This is a genomic window from Streptomyces sp. NPDC001315, assembly GCF_042896175.1.
Lineage (GTDB): Bacteria > Actinomycetota > Actinomycetes > Streptomycetales > Streptomycetaceae > Streptomyces.
Genome location: NZ_JBIAWZ010000004.1, coordinates 566,041 through 586,674, shown reverse-complemented (window position 1 = coordinate 586,674; position 20,634 = coordinate 566,041). Strand labels below are relative to the sequence as shown.

The 20,634-nt window shown below is 71.6% G+C and carries 18 protein-coding genes; 14 read left to right on the top strand and 4 right to left on the bottom strand.

The window, feature by feature from the left end; all coding sequences use genetic code 11:
- Positions 1-7: 7 nt before the first annotated feature.
- The 9 genes from ACFY16_RS16030 to ACFY16_RS15990 all read left to right on the top strand — a co-directional run bounded on the left by ACFY16_RS16030 (position 8) and on the right by ACFY16_RS15990 (position 9,079).
- On the top strand, positions 8-691 hold the full coding sequence (locus ACFY16_RS16030) for a two-component system response regulator (RefSeq protein ID WP_390647720.1): 684 nt from the start codon (positions 8-10) through the stop codon (positions 689-691).
- A 124-nt stretch (positions 692-815) separates the two neighbouring features.
- Entirely contained in the window at positions 816-3,521 is a 2,706-nt protein-coding gene (locus ACFY16_RS16025) for a DNA translocase FtsK (protein ID WP_390647719.1), read from the top strand.
- Positions 3,522-3,787: 266 nt separating this feature from the next.
- Positions 3,788-4,630: a helix-turn-helix domain-containing protein gene (locus ACFY16_RS16020; RefSeq protein ID WP_390647718.1), complete on the top strand. Its 843-nt coding sequence runs from the start codon at positions 3,788-3,790 to the stop codon at positions 4,628-4,630.
- 92 nt (positions 4,631-4,722) lie between these two features.
- Positions 4,723-6,198, top strand: a complete 1,476-nt coding sequence (gene rimO / locus ACFY16_RS16015; protein WP_390647717.1) for a 30S ribosomal protein S12 methylthiotransferase RimO — start codon at positions 4,723-4,725, stop codon at positions 6,196-6,198.
- A complete protein-coding gene (gene pgsA / locus ACFY16_RS16010; protein WP_390647716.1) occupies positions 6,195-6,950 on the top strand; it encodes a CDP-diacylglycerol--glycerol-3-phosphate 3-phosphatidyltransferase in 756 nt (251 codons plus the stop codon). The genes rimO and pgsA overlap by 4 nt, the downstream gene beginning before the upstream one ends.
- Positions 6,947-7,492, top strand: a complete 546-nt coding sequence (locus ACFY16_RS16005; protein ID WP_390647715.1) for a CinA family protein — start codon at positions 6,947-6,949, stop codon at positions 7,490-7,492. The genes pgsA and ACFY16_RS16005 overlap by 4 nt, the downstream gene beginning before the upstream one ends.
- 109 nt (positions 7,493-7,601) lie before the next feature.
- Positions 7,602-7,982, top strand: coding sequence for a helix-turn-helix domain-containing protein (locus tag ACFY16_RS16000; RefSeq protein WP_030825954.1), 381 nt, complete (start codon positions 7,602-7,604; stop codon positions 7,980-7,982).
- A gap of 194 nt (positions 7,983-8,176) precedes the next feature.
- A complete protein-coding gene (locus tag ACFY16_RS15995; RefSeq protein WP_390647714.1) occupies positions 8,177-8,647 on the top strand; it encodes a Dps family protein in 471 nt (156 codons plus the stop codon).
- 153 nt (positions 8,648-8,800) lie between these two features.
- Positions 8,801-9,079 carry a hypothetical protein gene (locus tag ACFY16_RS15990; protein WP_390647713.1) on the top strand — a complete coding sequence of 93 codons (279 nt, stop codon included), beginning with the start codon at positions 8,801-8,803 and terminating at the stop codon, positions 9,077-9,079.
- Here ACFY16_RS15990 and ACFY16_RS15985 read toward each other — a convergent pair.
- The 3 genes from ACFY16_RS15985 to ACFY16_RS15975 form a co-directional block, all read right to left on the bottom strand.
- Complete coding sequence (locus ACFY16_RS15985) at positions 9,027-9,791, bottom strand: SDR family NAD(P)-dependent oxidoreductase (RefSeq protein ID WP_390647712.1); 765 nt, start codon at positions 9,789-9,791, stop codon at positions 9,027-9,029. The genes ACFY16_RS15990 and ACFY16_RS15985 overlap by 53 nt on opposite strands.
- Positions 9,792-9,823: 32 nt before the next feature.
- Positions 9,824-10,666 carry an Fpg/Nei family DNA glycosylase gene (locus ACFY16_RS15980; protein WP_390647711.1) on the bottom strand — a complete coding sequence of 281 codons (843 nt, stop codon included), beginning with the start codon at positions 10,664-10,666 and terminating at the stop codon, positions 9,824-9,826.
- A gap of 382 nt (positions 10,667-11,048) precedes the next feature.
- On the bottom strand, positions 11,049-16,019 hold the full coding sequence (locus ACFY16_RS15975; RefSeq protein WP_390647710.1) for an ATP-dependent helicase: 4,971 nt from the start codon (positions 16,017-16,019) through the stop codon (positions 11,049-11,051).
- Between the two features lie 109 nt (positions 16,020-16,128).
- On the opposite strand from ACFY16_RS15975, the gene ACFY16_RS15970 reads away from it, so the two are divergent.
- From ACFY16_RS15970 to ACFY16_RS15960, 3 genes are read left to right on the top strand one after another with little or no spacing between them, the layout of a single operon-like run.
- Positions 16,129-17,091: an AraC family transcriptional regulator gene (locus tag ACFY16_RS15970; protein ID WP_390647709.1), complete on the top strand. Its 963-nt coding sequence runs from the start codon at positions 16,129-16,131 to the stop codon at positions 17,089-17,091.
- Complete coding sequence (locus tag ACFY16_RS15965; RefSeq protein ID WP_390647708.1) at positions 16,992-17,738, top strand: AzlC family ABC transporter permease; 747 nt, start codon at positions 16,992-16,994, stop codon at positions 17,736-17,738. The genes ACFY16_RS15970 and ACFY16_RS15965 overlap by 100 nt, the downstream gene beginning before the upstream one ends.
- On the top strand, positions 17,735-18,043 hold the full coding sequence (locus ACFY16_RS15960; RefSeq protein WP_390647707.1) for an AzlD domain-containing protein: 309 nt from the start codon (positions 17,735-17,737) through the stop codon (positions 18,041-18,043). Before ACFY16_RS15965 ends, ACFY16_RS15960 begins: the two co-directional genes overlap by 4 nt.
- A gap of 14 nt (positions 18,044-18,057) precedes the next feature.
- Here the strand turns inward: ACFY16_RS15960 and ACFY16_RS15955 are convergent, their stop codons facing one another.
- Positions 18,058-19,002 (bottom strand): hypothetical protein, encoded by a 945-nt coding sequence (locus tag ACFY16_RS15955; RefSeq protein WP_390647706.1) that lies wholly within the window; start codon positions 19,000-19,002, stop codon positions 18,058-18,060.
- Positions 19,003-19,082: 80 nt separating this feature from the next.
- Between ACFY16_RS15955 and ACFY16_RS15950 the strand changes: the two genes are divergently transcribed.
- Together ACFY16_RS15950 and ACFY16_RS15945 are read left to right on the top strand one after the other, a co-directional pair.
- Positions 19,083-19,274, top strand: coding sequence for a DUF3046 domain-containing protein (locus tag ACFY16_RS15950; protein ID WP_152893815.1), 192 nt, complete (start codon positions 19,083-19,085; stop codon positions 19,272-19,274).
- Between the two features lie 60 nt (positions 19,275-19,334).
- Positions 19,335-20,582, top strand: a complete 1,248-nt coding sequence (locus ACFY16_RS15945; RefSeq protein WP_390647705.1) for an AI-2E family transporter — start codon at positions 19,335-19,337, stop codon at positions 20,580-20,582.
- Positions 20,583-20,634: the final 52 nt, after the last annotated feature.

Here is a 20,634-nt window from a genome sequence, read left to right as displayed (position 1 = left end):
GCGGGCCATGGTGCAGAAGGCCAAGATCCTCCTGGTCGATGACCGGCCGGAGAATCTGCTGGCGCTGGAGGCGATCCTCTCTGCGCTCGATCAGACGCTGGTGCGGGCATCGTCCGGGGAGGAAGCGCTCAAAGCGCTACTGACGGACGACTTCGCGGTCATTCTGCTGGACGTCCAGATGCCGGGAATGGACGGTTTCGAAACGGCTGCGCACATCAAGCGGCGGGAACGGACCCGGGACATCCCGATCATCTTCCTCACCGCGATCAACCACGGTCCCCATCACACCTTCCGTGGGTACGCGGCGGGCGCGGTGGACTACATCTCCAAGCCCTTCGATCCGTGGGTGCTGCGCGCGAAGGTCTCCGTTTTCGTCGAGCTGTACATGAAGAACTGCCAGCTGAGGGAGCAGGCGGCGCTGCTGAGGCTGCAGTTGGAGGGCGGCGGGAAGGCGGCGGCCGGCGGGGCCAAGGAGTCGCCCGGTCTGCTCGCGGAGCTCTCCGCGCGGCTCGCGGCCGTCGAGGAGCAGGCCGAGGCGCTGTCCAAGCAGCTCGACGACGAGTCGGCGGACGCGGCGGCGGTGGCTACGGCGGCTCACCTCGAGCGCAAACTCACCGGCCTGCGCCGCGCGCTGGACGCCCTGGAGCCGGGCACGGGCAGCGGCGCGACCTCGGTGCCGTCGCAGAACTGAGGTGCGGCGAAGCCGTAGTTACGCATGAGCCCACGTCAGTTCCACGTCCCGGCAAGGACGACACGAACGGGTGAAGCATTGGGCACACGTGTCCGCTGTCGTCTCCACCGGTAACCTCAGACCTATGGCCTCACGTCCCTCCGCAGCCAAGAAGCCGCCCGCGAAGAAGGCGGCCGCTTCAGCGAAGGCTCCGGCGAAGAAGGCCGCTGCCAAAAAGGCCCCCGCGAAGAAGGCGCCTGCCAAGAAGGCCGCGGCGAAGAAGCCCGCGCCCAAGCCGGCGCCCAGTCCCACCGGGGGCGTCTACCGGCTCGTACGCGCCGTCTGGCTGGGCCTCGCGCACGCCGTCGGCGCCGTCTTCCGGGGCATAGGGCAGGGCGCGAGGAGCCTCGACCCGGCGCACCGCAAGGACGGCGTCGCGCTGTTGCTGTTCGGCATCGCGCTGATCGTCGCCGCCGGCACCTGGGCCGACCTGCGTGGCCCGGTGGGCGACCTTGTCGAGATCCTGGTGACCGGTGCCTTCGGCCGCCTCGACCTGCTCGTGCCGATACTGCTCGCGGTCATCGCCGTGCGCCTCATCCGGCACCCCGAGAAGCCGGAGGCCAACGGCCGCATCGTGATCGGCCTGTCCGCGCTCGTCATCGGCGTGCTCGGCCAGGTCCACATCGCCTGCGGCTCGCCCGCCCGCAGCGACGGCATGCAGGCGATAAGGGACGCCGGCGGCCTCATCGGCTGGGGTGCGGCGACCCCGCTGACGTACACCATGGGCGACGTTCTCGCCGTACCGCTGCTCGTGCTGCTCACGATCTTCGGTCTGCTCGTCGTCACGGCCACCCCGGTCAACGCCATCCCGCAGCGGCTGCGGCTGCTCGCCGTACGGCTGGGCGTCCTGCACGACCCCGAGGCGGACGACCTCACCGAGGACGACGAGCGCTACGACGAACAGTGGCGCGACGCGCTGCCCGCGCGCCCCCGGAGGCGCTCGGGCGCCCCCCGGTCGTACGACCCGGACGACGCCGAGCAGGAGGCCCTCTCCCAGCGTCGCGGCCGCCCCAGGCGCTCCGCCGTGCCGCAGCCGGACATGGGGCGGCAGCCGGACGCCGTGGACGTCGCCGCGGCCGCCGCTGCCGCGCTCGACGGCGCTGTCCTGCACGGCATGCCGCCCTCGCCGATCGTCGCCGACCTCACCCAGGGCGTGAGCGTCTCCGACCGCGAGCCGACGAGACCGACGCCCGTCCCGGCCGCGCGCCCCAAGCAGGAGAAGCTCGAGGTCGGGACGGTCCCCGACCTGACCAAGGCGGCCCCCGAGGAGACCCGCGACCTGCCGCCGCGCGCCGAACAGCTCCAGCTGTCCGGCGACATCACCTACTCTCTGCCCTCGCTCGACCTCCTCGAGCGAGGTGGCCCCGGCAAGGCGCGCAGCGCCGCCAATGACGCCGTCGTCGCCTCGCTCACGACCGTCTTCACCGAGTTCAAGGTCGATGCCGCCGTCACCGGCTTCACGCGCGGACCGACCGTCACGCGCTACGAGGTCGAGCTCGGCCCCGCCGTGAAGGTCGAGCGGATCACCGCGCTCACCAAGAACATCGCGTACGCGGTCGCCAGTCCGGACGTGCGGATCATCAGCCCGATCCCCGGCAAGTCGGCGGTCGGCATCGAGATCCCGAACACCGACCGGGAGATGGTCAACCTCGGTGACGTGCTACGGCTCGCGGACGCGGCGGAGGACGACCACCCGATGCTGGTCGCGCTCGGCAAGGACGTCGAGGGCGGCTATGTGATGGCCAACCTCGCGAAGATGCCGCACATGCTCGTCGCGGGCGCGACCGGCTCGGGCAAGTCGTCATGCATCAACTGCCTGATCACGTCGATCATGGTCCGCGCGACCCCCGAGGACGTCCGCATGGTCCTCGTCGACCCCAAGCGCGTCGAGTTGACCGCGTACGAGGGCATCCCGCACCTGATCACGCCGATCATCACCAACCCCAAGCGGGCCGCCGAGGCGTTGCAGTGGGTCGTACGGGAGATGGACCTGCGCTACGACGACCTCGCGGCGTTCGGGTTCCGGCACATCGACGACTTCAACGAGGCCATCAGGAACGGCAAGGTCAAGCTGCCCGAGGGCAGCGAGCGCGAGCTCAGCCCGTACCCGTACCTGTTGGTGATCGTCGACGAGCTCGCCGACCTGATGATGGTCGCGCCACGCGACGTCGAGGATGCGATCGTGCGCATCACGCAGCTCGCGCGCGCGGCCGGCATCCACCTGGTGCTCGCCACGCAACGGCCGTCGGTCGACGTGGTCACCGGCCTGATCAAGGCGAACGTGCCGTCGCGGCTTGCCTTCGCCACCTCCTCGCTCGCCGACAGCCGGGTCATCCTCGACCAGCCCGGTGCCGAGAAGCTGATCGGCAAGGGCGACGGGCTGTTCCTGCCGATGGGGGCCAACAAACCGACGCGTATGCAGGGCGCGTTCGTGACCGAGGACGAGGTCGCGGCGGTCGTCCAGCACTGCAAGGACCAGATGACGCCCGTCTTCCGGGACGACGTCGTGGTCGGCACCAAGCAGAAGAAGGAGATCGACGAGGACATCGGCGACGACCTGGATCTGCTGTGTCAGGCGGCCGAACTGGTGGTCTCCACGCAGTTCGGGTCGACGTCCATGCTCCAGCGCAAGCTGCGCGTCGGCTTCGCCAAGGCCGGGCGGCTGATGGACCTCATGGAGTCCCGGGGCATCGTCGGACCGAGCGAGGGATCCAAGGCTCGTGACGTTCTTGTGAAGGCCGATGAACTCGATGGCGTGCTCGCGGTGATCCGCGGGGAGGCTGAAGAGTAGGGAAACAGGGGCGTGGTGGTCGGCTTCCGGGCGTTTCATGCGTCAAGATGATGTTCGATCGTGACTCACCCGTCGGGGAACACCGGGCAACCGTTTCCCTTCGGCGTACGTCAAGTTGAGGGGAGCGACAAGCTCGTGCCCCACCGTCGGGATGACCGGCCATTCCGACGGCGTACAAAGTCCTACGGCCCGGTTGCCCCACCCTTTCGTACCCCCCCTAGACTGAACCTCCAGCACAGGTGGCTACACGCTCGAAAGGCGCCCCCGTGTCCATCGGCAACTCCCCTGAAGACGAGCGTCCGTTCGAAGGCGATCGTGAGGATGCCCTCCCCTCCATCGGCCGCGCCCTTCAGCAGGCGCGCATCGCGGCGGGGCTGACCGTCGACGACGTCAGTAACGCCACCCGAGTCCGTAACGCCATCGTGCACGCCATCGAGGCGGACGACTTCGCCTCCTGTGGCGGAGACGTCTACGCCCGCGGTCACATCCGGACCTTGGCCAAGGCCGTCCACCTCGACCCCGAGCCGCTGCTCGCGCGGTTCTCCGCCGAGCGTGGCGGCCGCCCGGCACCGACCCCCGCCGCACCCCTGTTCGAGGCCGAGCGCATCCGTCCCGAGCGGCGTGGGCCCAACTGGACCGCGGCCATGGTCGCCGCCATCGTCGCCGTGGTCGGCTTCGTCGGCTTCACGGCGTTCAAGGGGGGCGACGACAGCGGGGCGCGGGACCAGGTGGCGGAGGGCTCGACGCCCACGTCGAGCACGTCCGCCTCGGCCACGCCGAAGAAGGACAGCGAGCCCGCCGACACCGAGCCGGCGCCGTCCGACAGCGCCATCGCGGCCGCTCCCCAGGACAAGGTGACCGTCCAGGTGAGCGCCCCCGACGGCCGCAGCTGGATCTCCGCCAAGGACCACAACGGCCGACTCCTCTTCGACGGGCTGCTCAAGCAGGGCGAGTCCAAGACCTTCCAGGACAGCGCGAAGATCAACCTGGTCCTCGGCGACGCCGGCGCGATCCAGCTGTACGTCAACGGCAAGAAGATCGAGGACGACTTCCGGCCGGGCGCCGTGGAGCGCCTGACGTATACGAAGGGTGATCCGCAGGTCGGGTGACGCGCTGAGCGGTCGAAGCGGGTTCGGGGTTGGCCAAGATCGGCCAACCCCGTCGACGTGGGGTGTCAGAGGGACGAAGTAGTCTTGAGCCCATGCCTGAACGCCGTACCGTCGCACTCGTCACCCTTGGCTGCGCCCGTAACGAGGTGGACTCGGAGGAGCTCGCAGGCCGCTTGGAGGCGGACGGCTGGGACCTCGTGGAGGACGCCGCGAACGCGGATGTCGCCGTCGTCAACACCTGCGGCTTCGTCGACGCCGCCAAGAAGGACTCCGTCGACGCCCTCCTGGAAGCCAACGATCTCAAGGGCCAGGGCAGAACCCAGGCCGTCGTGGCGGTCGGCTGCATGGCCGAGCGATACGGCAAGGAGCTCGCCGAGGCCCTCCCCGAGGCCGACGGCGTGCTCGGCTTCGACGACTACGCCGACATCTCCGACCGCCTGCAGACCATCCTGTCCGGCGGCATCCACGCCGCACACACCCCGCGCGACCGGCGCAAGCTGCTGCCGATCAGCCCGGCCGAGCGGCAGGACGCGGGCGCGGAGGTGGCCCTTCCCGGTCACGGTGCCCCCACGGATCTTCCGGAGGGCGTGGCTCCGGTGTCCGGGCCCCGCGCGCCCCTGCGCCGCCGCCTGGACGGCTCCCCGGTCGCCTCGGTGAAGCTCGCCTCCGGCTGCGACCGGCGCTGCTCCTTCTGCGCCATCCCGTCCTTCCGTGGCTCCTTCATCTCGCGTCGTCCGAGCGACGTGCTCAACGAGACGCGCTGGCTGGCCGAGCAGGGCGTCAAGGAGATCATGCTGGTCTCCGAGAACAACACCTCCTACGGCAAGGACCTGGGCGACATCCGCCTGCTGGAGTCGCTGCTGCCCGAGCTCGCCGACGTCGACGGCATCGAGCGGGTGCGGGTCAGCTACCTCCAGCCGGCCGAGATGCGGCCCGGCCTGATCGACGTACTGACCTCGACCCCCAAGGTCGTGCCCTACTTCGATCTCTCCTTCCAGCACTCCGCGCCCGCGGTGCTGCGTGCGATGCGCCGCTTCGGCGACACCGACCGCTTCCTGGAACTGCTCGACACCATCCGGAACAAGGCGCCCGAGGCCGGCGTGCGCTCCAACTTCATCGTCGGCTTCCCGGGCGAGTCCGAGGCCGACCTGGCCGAGCTGGAGCGATTCCTCAACGCGGCGCGGCTGGACGCCATCGGCGTCTTCGGGTACTCCGACGAGGAGGGCACAGAGGCGGCGACGTACGAGAACAAGCTCGACGAGGACGTCGTCGCCGAGCGGTTGGCCCGGGTCTCCCGGCTGGCCGAGGAACTCGTGTCGCAGCGGGCCGAGGAGCGTCTCGGCGAGACCGTGCGGGTCCTCGTGGAATCGGTGGACTCCGAGGAGGGCGCGTACGGCCGCGGGGCGCACCAGGCTCCGGAGACCGACGGCCAGGTGCTGCTCACGAGCGGCGCGGGCCTGAGCGTCGGTCGTATGGTCGAGGCGAAGGTCGTCGGTACGGAAGGTGTCGACCTGGTGGCCGAGCCGCTCGAGGGCTCGTTCGCGTGTAGTGAGGAGGCGGGCAGATGACCGGTGTCCCGGCATCCGCGGCGGGCGGCTCCTCGAAGGCCCATGCGGTGGGCGGTTCGTCGAAGAGCGATCGGGCGGGCGCGGCCGCTGCCGACTCCGCTGCCGGCCAGGGTGAGGGTGCGAAGCCGGCACGGGGCGGGAAGCTGGCGGCGGCGGCTGTCAACCAGGCCAGTGTCTGGAACATCGCCAACCTGCTGACCATGCTCCGGCTGGTCCTGGTGCCGGGCTTCGTGGCACTGATGCTCGCCGACGGCGGATACGACCCGGCTTGGCGTTCGCTCGCCTGGGCGGCCTTCGCCATCGCGATGATCACCGACCTCTTCGACGGTCACCTCGCGCGTACGTACGACCTCGTCACCGACTTCGGGAAGATCGCCGACCCCATCGCCGACAAGGCGATCATGGGTGCGGCGCTGATCTGTCTCTCGTCCTTGGGCGACCTGCCGTGGTGGGTGACGGGTGTCATCCTCGGCCGGGAACTCGGGATCACGCTGCTGCGTTTCCTCGTCATCCGGTACGGCGTCATCCCGGCAAGCCGGGGCGGCAAGCTCAAGACGCTCACGCAGGGCGTGGCGGTCGGGATGTACGTCCTGGCGCTGACGGGGTGGCTGGCCACCCTGAGGTTCTGGGTGATGGCGGCGGCGGTCGTCCTGACCGTGGTCACCGGGCTTGACTACGTGAGACAGGCCATCGTGCTGCGCAGGCAGGGAATCGCCGAGCGCAAGGCCGCCTTGGAGGAGACGGAAGCGTGAATTCTCCGGCCGCCGAAGTGGTGCGACTACTCACAGTGAGAGGCGAGACGCTCGCCGTCGCCGAGTCGCTCACAGGTGGTCTGGTGGCGGCGGAGATCACGACGGTCCCTGGGGCCTCCAAGGCGTTCCGGGGCTCGGTGACCGCATACGCGACCGAACTCAAGCATGAGCTGCTCGGGGTCGACGCCACTCTGCTGGCCGAGCGTGGAGCGGTGGATCCGCAGGTCGCGGCCCAGATGGCGGCTGGAGTCCGCAAGGCACTGGGCGCCGACTGGGGCCTCGCGACCACCGGCGTCGCCGGTCCGGAACCGCAGGACGGCCAGCCCGTCGGGACGGTCTTCGTAGCCCTGGACGGGCCCTTCGGGGGGCATTCCGGTTCCGCCGGTGGCGGAAAAGTGGAGGCACTGCGGTTGAACGGCGACCGCGCGGAAATCCGTATGGAGAGTGTACGGAGCGTACTCGCGCTGCTCCTGAGGGAGCTCGCGGGCGAACAGACCGGGAATGAGCGGGCACAGGATACGGAACAGAACGGGGGGTTTTGATGTTTGCAGCCCTGAGTGAACACGACATCGCTCCCCGCACGGCCGCGGCGCAAGGCGGTACGGTGGGGCGTGAAGGATGCGGCTACGCGGTCCGAGGAGGGAGCCACCGATGATTCTGCTCCGTCGCCTGCTGGGTGACGTGCTGCGTCGGCAGCGCCAACGCCAGGGCCGTACTCTGCGCGAAGTCTCCTCGTCCGCCCGAGTCTCACTCGGCTATCTCTCCGAGGTGGAGCGGGGGCAGAAGGAGGCTTCCTCCGAGCTGCTCTCCGCCATCTGCGACGCGCTGGACGTACGGATGTCCGAGCTCATGCGGGAAGTGAGCGACGAGCTCGCCCTCGCCGAGCTGGCCCAGTCTGCTGCTGCCACCCCCAGTGAGTCTGTACCCACGCCGGTTCGCCCGATGCTGGGTTCCGTTTCGGTGACCGGTGTGCCGCCGGAACGTGTGACCATCAAGGCGCCCGCCGAGGCGGTGGACGTGGTCGCCGCGTGACACCCACGCCAGCGGGTGCGTGAGCTGACGCACTTGTGTGAGGCCCCGGCCGGGGTTTCTCCGGGTACACCTCCCGGGGGAGCGCCGTCGGGGTTTTCGCGTTCCGGGGGTGCCTCTTTCGGGTCCGTTTGCCGGTGTCCGGTGTGGCGGTCATGGTGGAGGGACATGGTGCGGCGAGCCCCCGGAGGAAGCGGATGAACGTCGTGAAGAGCCCGTTGTCCGACGCGGACCTGAAGACCGTGTCCGAGGCGCTGCAGGGCGCGCTCGTCGACCTGGTCGATCTGGCGCTCGTGGCGAAGCAGGTTCACTGGAATGTCGTGGGCGCCCGGTTCCGCTCCATCCACCTCCAGCTCGACGAGGTTGTGGACAGCGCTCGCACACACTCCGACACCGTCGCGGAGCGTGCCTCGGCACTGGGCGTGTCGCCCGACGGGCGCGCCGCCACGGTGGCCGGCGGCAGCGGCATCGGCGCCGTGCCCGAGGGCTGGATCAAGGACACGGACGCGGTGCGCACTCTTGTCGCGGCCCTGGGTGCCGTGATCACGCGGATGCGGGAAAGGGTGGCCGCCACCGGCGACGCCGATCCGGTCAGCCAGGACATCTTCATCGGGATCACGGCAGATCTCGAGAAGCACCACTGGATGTTCCAGGCCGAGAACGTCTGACGGGCGTGGTGCGCCCGTGTGCTGCCGATGCGCCCTTCCGGGGGTGAGGGCGGCGTTCTAGCCTCGGCTCGGTCGGGTCTGGACGGTTTTCTGGTGCCGGCCCGATCGGGGTCTGGACGGCTTTTGGCGTCGGGCTGGAGGTGGTGGCAGGCCATGGCAGGGCGGATAGTGCGCTGCGGGGCTGCTCTCGGACTCGGGATGGCATGGTGGTGGGCTGTGCTGCGGCTCGCGCTCGTGCCCGACGCGGGCGTACTTGAGGGGACGGTCGCGGCCGGGGGCTGGGGACTGAGCCTGCTGCCGGTGCACTGCATGCCCAAGGCGCGGGCGGTGGGGGCGCTCGGGGCGGGGCGATGGACTCAGGCGTGGAGAGCGGCCCCGGCTACCAAGGCATCGCCACCCCGCCGTTCGGGCGCAGGATCTGGCCCGTCGTGAAGGACGACGCGTCGGAGGCAAGGTACAGCACGGCATGGGCGACGTCCTCCGGGGCGCCGACCCGGCCCAGCGGTGACATCCGGGACATGAGCGTTTCGGTGTGGGCCTGGGCCGCGGCGTCGTGGCGGTCGGTCATGGGTGTGCGGATCCAGCCCGGCGCGACCGCGTTGACGCGTATGCCGTGCGGGCCCAGCTCGGTCGCCAGTGTCTTCGTCAGCTGGACGACGGCCGCCTTGGCGGCGCCGTAGCAGAGCAGGCCGGGGCCGCCGGTGTCGACGGCGCCCGAGGCCATGGTGACGATGCTGCCCTTGACGTTCCCGGCGAGCATCAGGCGGGCCGCCTCCTGGCAGGCGTACAGGACGCCCTTGAAGTTGACGGCCATCACCCGGTCGAGGTCCTCGTCGCGGGTCTCCAGGACCGGGCTGCTGTGCATGACGCCGGCGATCGCGGCCATGACGTCCAGGCGCTCGCAGGACTCCACTGCGCGCTTGAGCTGGGCACGATCGGTGACGTCGAGGTGATGGAGACGGGCGGTGCCGCCCCGCTCCTTGATCAGCGTCGCCGTCTCGTGCAGGCCCGGCGCGTCGAGATCCGCGCAGTGCACGGCGGCGCCTGCCTCGGCGAGCAGGAGGGCGCCGGCCCGGCCGATGCCGCCGGCGGCGCCGGTGACGAATGCGGTGCGTCCGGTGAGGTCGTACGCCTTGACGGGCATGGAAGGACGGTACGAGCATTTCTGACGGGTCGTCAATTGGTGGTGCGGGACCGGAATCTCCGGGTTGTGGCGGCGCCCGGTGCCGGGGCCGGGCCCGTCTGGCAGGTCGGGCACCAGTAGGTGGGCCGCTCGCGGGAGCCGTCGCCCTGGTCGGCTGCGCGGATCGGCGTGTGGCAACGCAGACAGGGGCGCGGTGCCCGGCCGTACACGAACAGGTCCTGGCTGCGGCGGCCCGTGGTGCTGCGGACCGGGCGGTCGCGGTTGGCCTCCAGGAGCCTCTTGGCGAGCGTGGGGAGCTGCGCCGCGCGTTCGGCGGGCAGGGCGCCGACGGGGAGCCACGGGGTCGCGCCGAGCAGGAAGCAGAGCTCGCTCTTGTAGACATTGCCGATGCCGGCCAGGTTGCGCTGGTCCAGCAGGGCCTCGCCGAGGGGACGGGCGGGGTCCGCGAGGAGGTTGGCCAGAGCCTGTTCGGGGTCCCAGTCGGGGCCCAGCAGGTCGGGGCCCAGGTGGCCGACGGCACGGTGTTCGTCGGTGGTGCGGAGGAGCTCGAGCACCGGGAGGCGGTAGCCGACGGCCGTGTGCTCGGTGGTGCCCAGGATCGCGCGGATCTGGTGGGCCGGGCCGCCGGTCCAGCGCCGGCCCGTGGCGTACACCTTCCAGGAGCCGTCCATCCGCAGGTGTGAGTGGAGGGTCAGGCCACCCTCGACGCGGGTGAGGAGATGCTTGCCGCGCGGGGTGACGTCCAGGACCGTGCGGCCAGTGAGGTCGACCGTGGCGTACTTCGGTACCCGCAGGTCGGATCGGGTCAGCACCTGGCCCGCGAGGACGCCGTGCAGTCGCCTCGCAGTCTGCCAGACCGTGTCACCTTCGGGCATGGGTCAAGGGTGGCACGACAGGGCGGGGCGAGGCGCGGGCGCAGGCGTCGGGCGGCCGCGACGGGCACGGCCACCGGTGTCGGGGGCCGGGACGGGCACGGGCACCGGTGTCGGGGGGCCGGCTCGGGCGGCTGTGCTGCTTGGCTGTGGTGGTGTGCCGGTGTCGGGTGGTTGCGGTCGGGCACCTGTGCTGCCGGCCGCGACGGCGTACCGGCGTTGGGTGGCCGGGATCGGGCGGCTGTGCTGCTTGGCTGTGGTGGTGTGCCGGTGTCGGGCGGTTGCGACGGTGCGGGCCTTGGGTGGTCGCGACGGGTACCTGTGGCGGGTGGCCTTGCCGGGCTGCGGGCGGGAGTTGTGCCTGTCGGGCGGCCGCGGTCTCGGTTCACGCCCGTAGCCGCAGGCCCCGGGGCGTGGCGATGAAACCTGCCCCTTCCAGGAGGGTGCCGATGGGGGAGGTCAGGGCCGAGGCGCCGTTGACGCGTTCCACCGTGACCGTGCCGAGGGAGCCCGCTCGGGCCGCCGCGGCGAGCGCCTCCGCGGCCTCTCGCAGGTGGGGGTCGTCCGTGGCTGTGCCGTCCGGGGCGGAGGGCCAGGCCAGCACGGTCTTGCCGCCGCGTTCCATGTAGAGCGCCAGTTCGCCGTCGACGAGTACGACGAGGGAGCCCGCCTTACGGCCCGGCTTGTGCCCGGCGCCGGTCGGAGGCTCGGGCCAGGGGAGGGCTGCGCCGTACGCGTTCGCGGGATCGGCGGCGGCCAGGACCACGGCTCGGGAGCCGGGGGTGGGAGCGGGGCGGGTACGGCGGTTCGGGAAGCCCGATCCGGAGCCGTACGGGAGGCTCGGGCCGCCTCGGGGGCCGCCTGCGCCCGGTGATGCGAAGTCGTGCGGCGAGATGTAGTCGCCGGGTGCGGGGAAGGCGTCCGGTGCGTCGGGGTCGCCGTCGAGGCCGGGACCGTCGTCGTACCCGAAGCTGCCAGGGTGGGTTCGGTCGGCGGGTGCGTTGAAGGTGTCTGCGAAATCACCGTGTGCGCCGAAGCCGTTGGGGGAGTCGCCGGGTGCGCCGAAGCCGTTGGAGGAGCCGTTCGTGAAGCCCGGGCCGGGCAGGCCCTCGCCTCGCTCGCGGGCGTTGGCGACCGCGCGCAGGCGGTCCACCGCGCCGTCCATGGCGAACTGGGCCGCGCCGAGCCCCTCGACGACATAACCGCGTCGGGCCTGACCGCTGTCCTCGAAGGCGGACAGAATGCGGTACACCGCTGAGAACCCGCCCTCGACGCCCTCCGCGGAGACCGCGCCCCGGGTAACCACGCCGTGCCGGTCGAGGAGGGTGCGGGCCAGGGCGTGGGCGCGCACCGTGGGGTCCGGTTCGCGCTGCGGGAGCAGCGACCAGCGCCCGGCGACGGTCGGTGGCCCGCTGCGGGACGCGGGGCGGGCGGCGGCCGTGAGCGAGCCGTAACGCCCGCGCGGCACCGCGCGCTTGGCGCGGTGCGCGGTGGAGCCCGCGGTGCGTCCCGAGCCGAGGAGGGAGCGCATGGGCGCGAGGGTGTCGTTCGTGAGCCGACCGGACCAGGCCAGGTCCCAGATCGCGTCGGCCAGTTGGGGGTCCGTGGCCTCGGGGTGGGTGGTGGCGCGGATCTGGTCGGCGATCTGACGGAAGAACAGGCCGTAGCCCCCGGAGAGGGTGTCCAGCACGGACTGGTGAAGAGCCGTCAACTCCAGGGGATGGGGCGGGGGCAGGAGCAGCGGGGCCGCGTCCGCCAGGTACAGGGAGATCCAGCCGTCCTTGCCGGGCAGCGCGCCCGCTCCGGCCCACACCACCTCGCCGGCCGCGGTGAGCTCGTCGAGCACGGCGGGCGTGTAGTGCGCGACGCGGGACGGCAGAATCAGCTTCTCCAGGGCGGACGCGGGCACGGACGCGCCCTGCAACTGCTCGATGGCACGCACCAGTCCGTCGATGCCTCGCAGCCCGTGCCCCTTGCCGATGTGCTGCCACTGCGGGAGGAACTGGGCGAACGCCGGTGGCGTCACCGGCTCCAGCTCGTGTCGCAGCGCCGCCAGGGAACGGCGGCGCAGTCGGCGCAGGACGGCCGCGTCGCACCACTCCTGGCCGATTCCGGCGGGGTGGAACTCCCCCTGTACGACCCGGCCTGCCGCCGCCAGCCGTTGGAGGGCGCCCTCGGTGACCGCCACACCCAGGCCGAATCGGGCCGCTGCCGTGACCGACGTGAACGGGCCGTGGGTGCGGGCGTACCGGGCGAGGAGGTCGCCCAAGGGGTCCTTGACCGGTTCCGTGAACGCTTCCGGGACGCCGACCGGGAGTGCCGTGCCCAGGGCGTCGCGCAGGCGGCCCGCGTCCTCGATCGCCGCCCAGTGGTCGGCGCCGGCGACGCGGACCCGGATCGCGCGGCGGGCGGCGGCCAGTTCCTGTGCCCAGTGCGGTTCGGCACCTCGTTCGGCCAGTTCGGCGCCGGTGAGCGGCCCGAGCAGGCGCAGGAGGTCCGCGACGCCTTCGGCGTCCTTGACGCGCCGGTCCTCGGTGAGCCACTGGAGCTCCCGCTCCAGCTCGGCGAGTACCTCGGCGTCGAGCAGCTCGCGCAGCTCCGCCTGGCCGAGCAGCTCGGCCAGCAGCCGCGAGTCCAGTGAGAGGGCGGCGGCGCGCCGCTCGGCGAGCGGTGAGTCGCCCTCGTAGAGGAACTGGGCGACGTACCCGAAGAGGAGGGAGCGGGCGAAGGGGGACGGTTCCGGGGTGGTGACCTCGACCAGACGCACCTTGCGGGACTCCAGGTCGCCCATCAGCTCGACGAGTCCGGGGACGTCGAAGACGTCCTGGAGGCACTCGCGGACCGCCTCGAGGACGATCGGGAACGATCCGAACTCGCTGGCCACCTGGAGCAGTTGGGCGGCGCGCTGGCGCTGCTGCCAGAGCGGAGTGCGCTTGCCCGGGTTGCGGCGCGGCAGCAGCAGCGCGCGGGCCGCGCACTCGCGGAAACGGGACGCGAACAGGGCCGAGCCGCCCACCTGGTCGGTGACGACCTGGTCGACCTCGCCCTTGTCGAAGACGACGTCGGCCGCGCCGACGGGGGCCTGGTCGGCGTCATACTCCGTACCGGCCTTCATGGGCGTCTGGTCGAGCAGGTCCAGGCCCATGAGGTCGGCGTCCGGCAGGCGCAGCACGATGCCGTCGTCGGCGTGCATGACCTGTGCGTCCATGCCGTACCGCTCGGAGAGACGGGCGCCGAGGGCGAGTGCCCATGGGGCGTGCACCTGGGCACCGAAGGGGGAGTGCACGACGACCCGCCAGTCGCCGAGTTCGTCGCGGAAGCGCTCCACGACGATCGTGCGGTCGTCCGGGACATGGCCGCAGGCCTCACGCTGCTCGTCCAGGTAGGACAGCACGTTGTCCGCGGCCCAGGCGTCCAGGCCGGCGGTGAGCAGGCGCAGGCGGGCGTCCTCCTTGGGCAGGGAGCCGACCTCGCGCAGGAACGCGCCCAGCGCGCGGCCCAGTTCGAGTGGCCGGCCGAGCTGATCGCCCTTCCAGAAGGGCAGGCGGCCCGGTACTCCGGGGGCGGGGGAGACCAGGACCCGGTCGCGTGTGATGTCCTCGATGCGCCAGGAACTGGTGCCGAGCGTGAAGACGTCTCCGACGCGGGATTCGTAGACCATCTCCTCGTCGAGCTCGCCGACGCGGCCGCCGCCCTTCTTCGGGTCCGCGCCGGCGAGGAACACGCCGAAGAGGCCGCGGTCGGGGATCGTGCCGCCGGAGGTGACGGCGAGGCGCTGCGCACCAGGGCGGCCGGTGATCGTTCCCGCGACCCGGTCCCACACCACGCGCGGGCGCAGTTCCGCGAACGCGTCGGACGGGTAGCGACCCGCGAGCATGTCCAGGACCGCGGTGAACGCCGACTCCGGGAGCGAGGCGAAGGGTGCGGCGCGGCGGACCGCGGCGAGCAGGTCGTCGACCTGCCACGTGTCCATGGCCGTCATCGCGACCACCTGCTGGGCGAGGACGTCCAGGGGGTTGGCCGGGACCTTCAGGGACTCGATGGCGCCCACGCGCATCCGCTCGGTGACCACGGCGGCCTGGACGAGGTCGCCGCGGTACTTCGGGAAGACCACTCCGGTGGAGACCGCGCCCACCTGGTGTCCCGCGCGGCCCACGCGCTGGAGGCCGGAGGCGACGGAGGGCGGGGACTCGACCTGGACGACCAGGTCGACGGCGCCCATGTCGATGCCCAGCTCGAGGCTCGAGGTGGCGACCACGGCCGGCAGCCGGCCCGCCTTCAGGTCCTCCTCGACGAGGGAGCGCTGCTCCTTCGACACCGAGCCGTGGTGGGCACGCGCGATGACCGGAGGGGCGCCCTGGGCCGCTCCCGAGCCGCCCATGAGTTCGGCGGGGGCGTGGTGTTCTTCGAGGGTTTCGCCGGTGGCCCGCTCGTACGCGATCTCGTTGAGCCGGTTGCAGAGCCGTTCCGCGAGGCGGCGGGAGTTGGCGAAGACGATCGTGGACCGGTGGGCCTGGACGAGGTCGGTGATCCGTTCCTCGACGTGCGGCCAGATCGACGGGCGTTCCGCGCCCTCGGAGCCGTCGGCGACCGGGGAGCCGCCCAGTTCGCCGAGGTCCTCGACCGGGACGACGACCGAGAGGTCGAACTCCTTGCCGGACTTCGGCTGGACGATCTCCACCTTGCGGCGGGGGGAGAGATACCGCGCGACCTCGTCGACCGGACGGACGGTCGCCGAGAGGCCGATGCGGCGGGCCGGCTTCGGCAGGAGCCCGTCCAGCCGCTCCAGGGAGAGCGCGAGGTGCGCGCCGCGCTTGGTGCCCGCGACCGCGTGCACCTCGTCGAGGATCACCGTGTCGATGCCGGTCAGCGCGTCGCGCGTGGTCGACGTCAGCATCAGGAACAGCGATTCGGGGGTGGTGATCAGAATGTCCGGCGGACGCGTGGCCAGCGCGCGGCGCTCGGCGGGCGGGGTGTCGCCGGAGCGGATGCCGACCTTCACCTCCGGCTCGGGCAGGCCCAGGCGTACGGATTCGTGGCGGATGCCGGTCAGGGGGCTGCGCAGGTTGCGCTCGACGTCGACCGCGAGGGCCTTCAGCGGGGAGACGTACAGGACGCGGCAGCGCTTTCTGGGGTCGGCCGGGGGCGGGGTCGAGGCGAGCTGGTCCAGGGCGGCGAGGAAGGCGGCCAGGGTCTTTCCCGAGCCCGTCGGGGCGACCACCAGCACGTCCGAGCCCTCACGGATGGCCTGCCACGCGCCCGCCTGGGCCGCGGTGGGCGCGGAGAACGCCCCCGTGAACCAGCCGCGGGTCGCGGGGGAGAAGCCGTCGAGGGCTCGGTGTGCGGAGCTGACCATGCGTCCATCCTGCACCCGGCCACTGACAATCACGCTGACCTGCGCGGATGCCTTCCTCGGGCGGGCTCCGTCGGCCGTTGCGCCGCCGGCTGTGGCGGAGAATGGGCGCATGGCAGGTTCGGGCGAGCGGGCGCGGCACTGGCAGTACGCGGAACTGCCGGGGGTCGATCTGCTGCGGGCCCGGTACGTGCGGAAGACCTTCGTGCGGCACACCCACGAGAACTTCGTGATCGCCGCCATCGCCGAAGGCGTGGAGGTCTTCCAGCACGGCGGGGGTGATCAGTACGCGGGGGCCGGAGCGCTCGCCCTGGTCAACCCCGACACTCCGCACACGGGGCGTGCGGGTGTGCCCGAGGGCTGGCGGTACGGCGCGGTGTACCCCTCGCCGGAGGTCGTGGCGGAGATAGCGGCCGAGACGACCGTCATCCGGGGCACCCCGGGATTCGTCAGCCCCGTCCTCGACGACCCGTACACCGTTGCCCTCGTCCACCAGGTGCTGCGCGCCGCGGACGAGGGCAACGCGCTGGCCGCCGACACCCTGCTGAGGGTCGCCGTGACCCGGCTGCTCCGCCTGAACGGCGGGCCGCTGCCGCGGCGGGAGGTGCGCACGGCGGGGGCGCGGATCGCGGCACGTGCGCGTGCCGTGCTGGAGGAGCGGATGTCCGGGCCGCCGACTCTGGAGCAGTTGGCCGCCGACCTCGGGACCAGCCCGTTCGCGTTGCTGCGCGCGTTCCGGGACGCCTACGGGTTGCCGCCTCACGCCTGGCTGACGGACGCCCGGGTGCGGCGGGCGCGGCGGCTGCTGGACTCGGGGACGGCGCCGGCGGAGGCGGCGCTCGCAGTGGGGTTCACCGACCAGCCGCACCTGAACCGCCACTTCGCGCGGATCGTGGGCGTGCCTCCGGGCGCCTACCAGCGCGAGCGCAAGAACGTACAAGACGCGCGAGGGCGGCTGCTCCTACCGTCCGAGACGTGGCAGAACAGACAGCTCTCGCAGACATACGCACCGAAGACGGAGGAAAGCCCGACGCCGCCGTCGTACGGGATGCCCTCGGAGTCGGGGTCGCCGTAGGACTCTCCGGGTTCGCCTTCGGGGTGACCTCGGCCGGCGGCGGGCTCACGCTGCCGCAGACCTGTGTGCTCAGCCTGATGGTGTTCACCGGGGCGTCCCAGTTCGCGCTTGTGGGAGCCCTCGCGGCGGGCGGCAACCCGTTCACGGCGGCCGCGGGCGCGTTCTTCCTGGGGGTGCGCAACGCGTTCTACGGGCTGCGCCTGTCCCAGCTGCTGGCCCTCCCGCGCGCGGTGCGCCCGTTCGCCGCCCAGTGGGTCATCGACGAGACGACCGCCGTCGCGCTGGCGCAGCCGACGCGGCGCAGCGCGCGCCTCGGGTTCACGGTCACCGGGCTGAGTCTGTACGTGCTGTGGAACCTCACCACCCTCCTTGGTGCGCTGGGCGCCAAGGCCATCGGGGACACCGACGCCTGGGGCCTCGACGCGGCCGGACCCGCCGTCTTCCTGGCGCTGCTGGCTCCGATGCTGAAGACCACCACCGAGCGGGCCGTAGCGGGCCTGGCGGTCCTGCTGGGCCTCGGCCTGCTGCCTGTGCTGCCCGCTGGTGTGCCGGTTCTGGTCGCCGCGCTCGCTGCGCCGGTCGTGCTGTACGCAGAGGGACGCCGCAGGGGCGGTGCGCGTGACCGTGTGGAGAAGGAGGATCGTTGAACACGTGGATCGCCATCGGCGCGACCGCCCTCGGCTGCTACGCCGTCAAGCTGGTCGGACTGCTCGTCCCGGCGGGGGTGCTGGAACGGCCCGTCGTCAGGCGGCTCGCCGCGCTGCTGCCCGTCGCCCTCCTCGCCGCCCTCACCGCCCAGCAGACCCTCGCCGACGGGCAGGCGCTCGTGCTGGACGCCAGGACCGCCGGGCTCGCCGCGGCGGCCGTGGCGCTGCTGCTGCGGGCGCCGTTCCTGCTCGTCGTCGCCGCGGCCGTGGTGGTGACGGCGGGGGTGCGGGCCATGGGCGGCTGAGGAGCAGGCCCGGCTCAGCCTACGGAGCGGCCGTACGCCCTGAGAGTGCGCAGCGCCTCGATGGTCACCATCGGGCGGGCCTCCAGAGCGGTGCCCGGAGCCCACTGGCGCCACCGGACGGGCCAGCCGCCGTCCTCCCGCTGCTCGCTCGCGAGGAAGTCCAGGGAGCGGCTCATCTCCTCGTCCGTGAACCACGCGCGCGCGAGGGAGCGCGGGGTGCGGGCGTAGTCGTGCGGGAAGTGGTGTTCGTCCGGGGCGTAGCCCGGTGCGACGGGGAACGCGTCGAGGCGGTCCGGGTCCAGGGCTGCGAGGCGGTCTTCGCGCACCAGGCGGCCCAGACGGTCGGCGGCCGCCTCCGCGCGCGGGCGGTCGGGAACGGAGTCCAGGAAGGCCACGGCGGCCTCGATCTCGTACGGGTGGGACTTCTCCAGGGACTCGATTTGCTGCCAGCAGAAGTCCGTGGCCCGGAACAGCCAGGCGTGCCACACCTCGTTACGGTGCAGCAGGCCCACCACCGGCCCGGTGGCGAGGAGTTCGCTGGGCGGGTCGTCCACGATCGGGATGAAGGGTGCCGCCGGGTAGCCGCGCTGGCTGGGATGGATGGCCGGCAGGGCGCCGTCCGGTGTGGAGACGGCCGTCAGGTAGCGGCACACGCGCTCCACGCGCTGACCGCCGCAGCGCCCGACGGAGTCCAGCACCCGCAGGGCGTGCCCGGTGTGCAGCGGCTGGCTGACCGGGCCGCGCAGATCGGGTTCCAGTGCGTGGCCGTACCCGCCGTCCTGGTTGCGGTACGCGTCCAGCGCGGTCTCCACCGGGTCGGCGCTGCCGTTCAGGAAGTGGTACGCGAAGAGGTGCTGCTCCAGCACGCGCGCGGTGAGCCAGACGAACTGCTCGGCGCGGAAGAGCGGGGAGCGCGCCGGGGGCGTCGGGGGGAGTGGGGAAGCTCCTGTTTCGGCCATGCGTCAGACCGTAGGACGGAAAGCGGTCTCGGCAAGCGGTCCCGGCTCGGGCCCACTCTCAGGGGCGGGATACTGGAGTCATGCGGTTGACGGTCTTCTGGCAGCGGATGGCGGAGCACTTCGGTGCGGGCGCCGAAACCTTCGCGCGTGATCACGTGATGTCGGAGCTCGGCGGGCGTACGGTGCACGAGGCGCTGGCGGCCGGCTGGGCGGCCAAGGACGTGTGGCGTGTGGTCTGCACGGTGATGGGCGTTCCGCAGGAGAAGCGCTGACAGGTCACGAAGATCGCAGGGCGGTAACCGATTGTCGGTGGCGTGGGCGAGACTTGGTCCGTGGCACCCACTGACGAGTCAGGGCACTCCGCCCAGCACGCATCCCCGTTCGGTACGACGCCGCCGGACCGGCCCCCGGCCGACGGCGCCGGGCCGCACGCACGCATGCCGCGCTGGCTGCCGCGTGCCATGGTGCTCGCGCTCGCGCTCATCGCCGTGTTCCAGCTCGGCAATTGGGCCTTCCATCAGCTGACCGGACTGCTGATCAACATCCTCATCGCGTTCTTCCTGGCGCTCGCCATAGAGCCCGCGGTGAGCTGGATGGCCGCCCACGGTATGCGCAGGGGGGTCGCCACCTTCTTGGTGTTCTTCGGCCTGCTGATCGCGATCGCAGGCTTCGTCACCCTGCTCGGCTCGATGCTCGCGGGCCAGATCATCAAGTTGATCGAGGGCTTCCCGGACTACCTCGACTCGGTCATCAACTGGATCAACACGACGTTCCACACCGAGCTCAGACGGGTGGACGTTCAGGAGGGCCTGCTCCACTCCGACTGGTTGAGGAAGTACGCGCAGAACAGCGCCGCGGGCGTGCTGGACGTGTCCACGCAGGTCCTCGGCGGCCTCTTCCAGCTGCTGACGGTCGGACTGTTCTCGTTCTACTTCGCCGCCGACGGGCCCCGGCTGCGCCGCACCATCTGCTCCGTACTGCCTCCCGCGCGACAGGCCGAGGTGCTGCGCGCATGGGAGATCGCCGTCGACAAGACCGGCGGCTATCTCTACTCACGCGGGCTGATGGCGCTGATCTCGGGCATCGCTCACTACATTCTGCTGGAGGCCCTGGGCATCCCGTACGCGCCCGTGCTGGGTCTGTGGGTGGGCGTGGTGTCGCAGTTCATCCCCACCATCGGCACGTATCTCGCGGGCGCCCTGCCCATGCTGATCGCCTTCACCGTGAACCCCTGGAACGTCTTGTGGGTGCTGGTTTTCGTCGTGGTCTACCAGCAGTTCGAGAACTACGTGCTGCAGCCGAAGCTGACCTCGAAGACCGTCGACATCCATCCCGCGCTCGCCTTCGGGTCGGTCGTCGCGGGCACCGCCCTCCTCGGCGCGGTGGGCGCGCTGATCGCCATCCCCGCGGTCGCCACGTTGCAGGCCTTCCTCGGGGCGTACGTGAAGCGGTACGCCGTCACGGACGATCCCCGGGTACACGGGCACCGCAGACGTGGCGCGGGCTCCAGCCTGGTCACGCGCGCGCAGCGCTTGGGGCGGCGGCTGCGGGACGCCCGGTCCGGCGCAGGCTCCGGCTGAGGGACGGCCGGGTCGGTACGTGCCGAGGAACGGCCCGGACGCGTACCTGCTG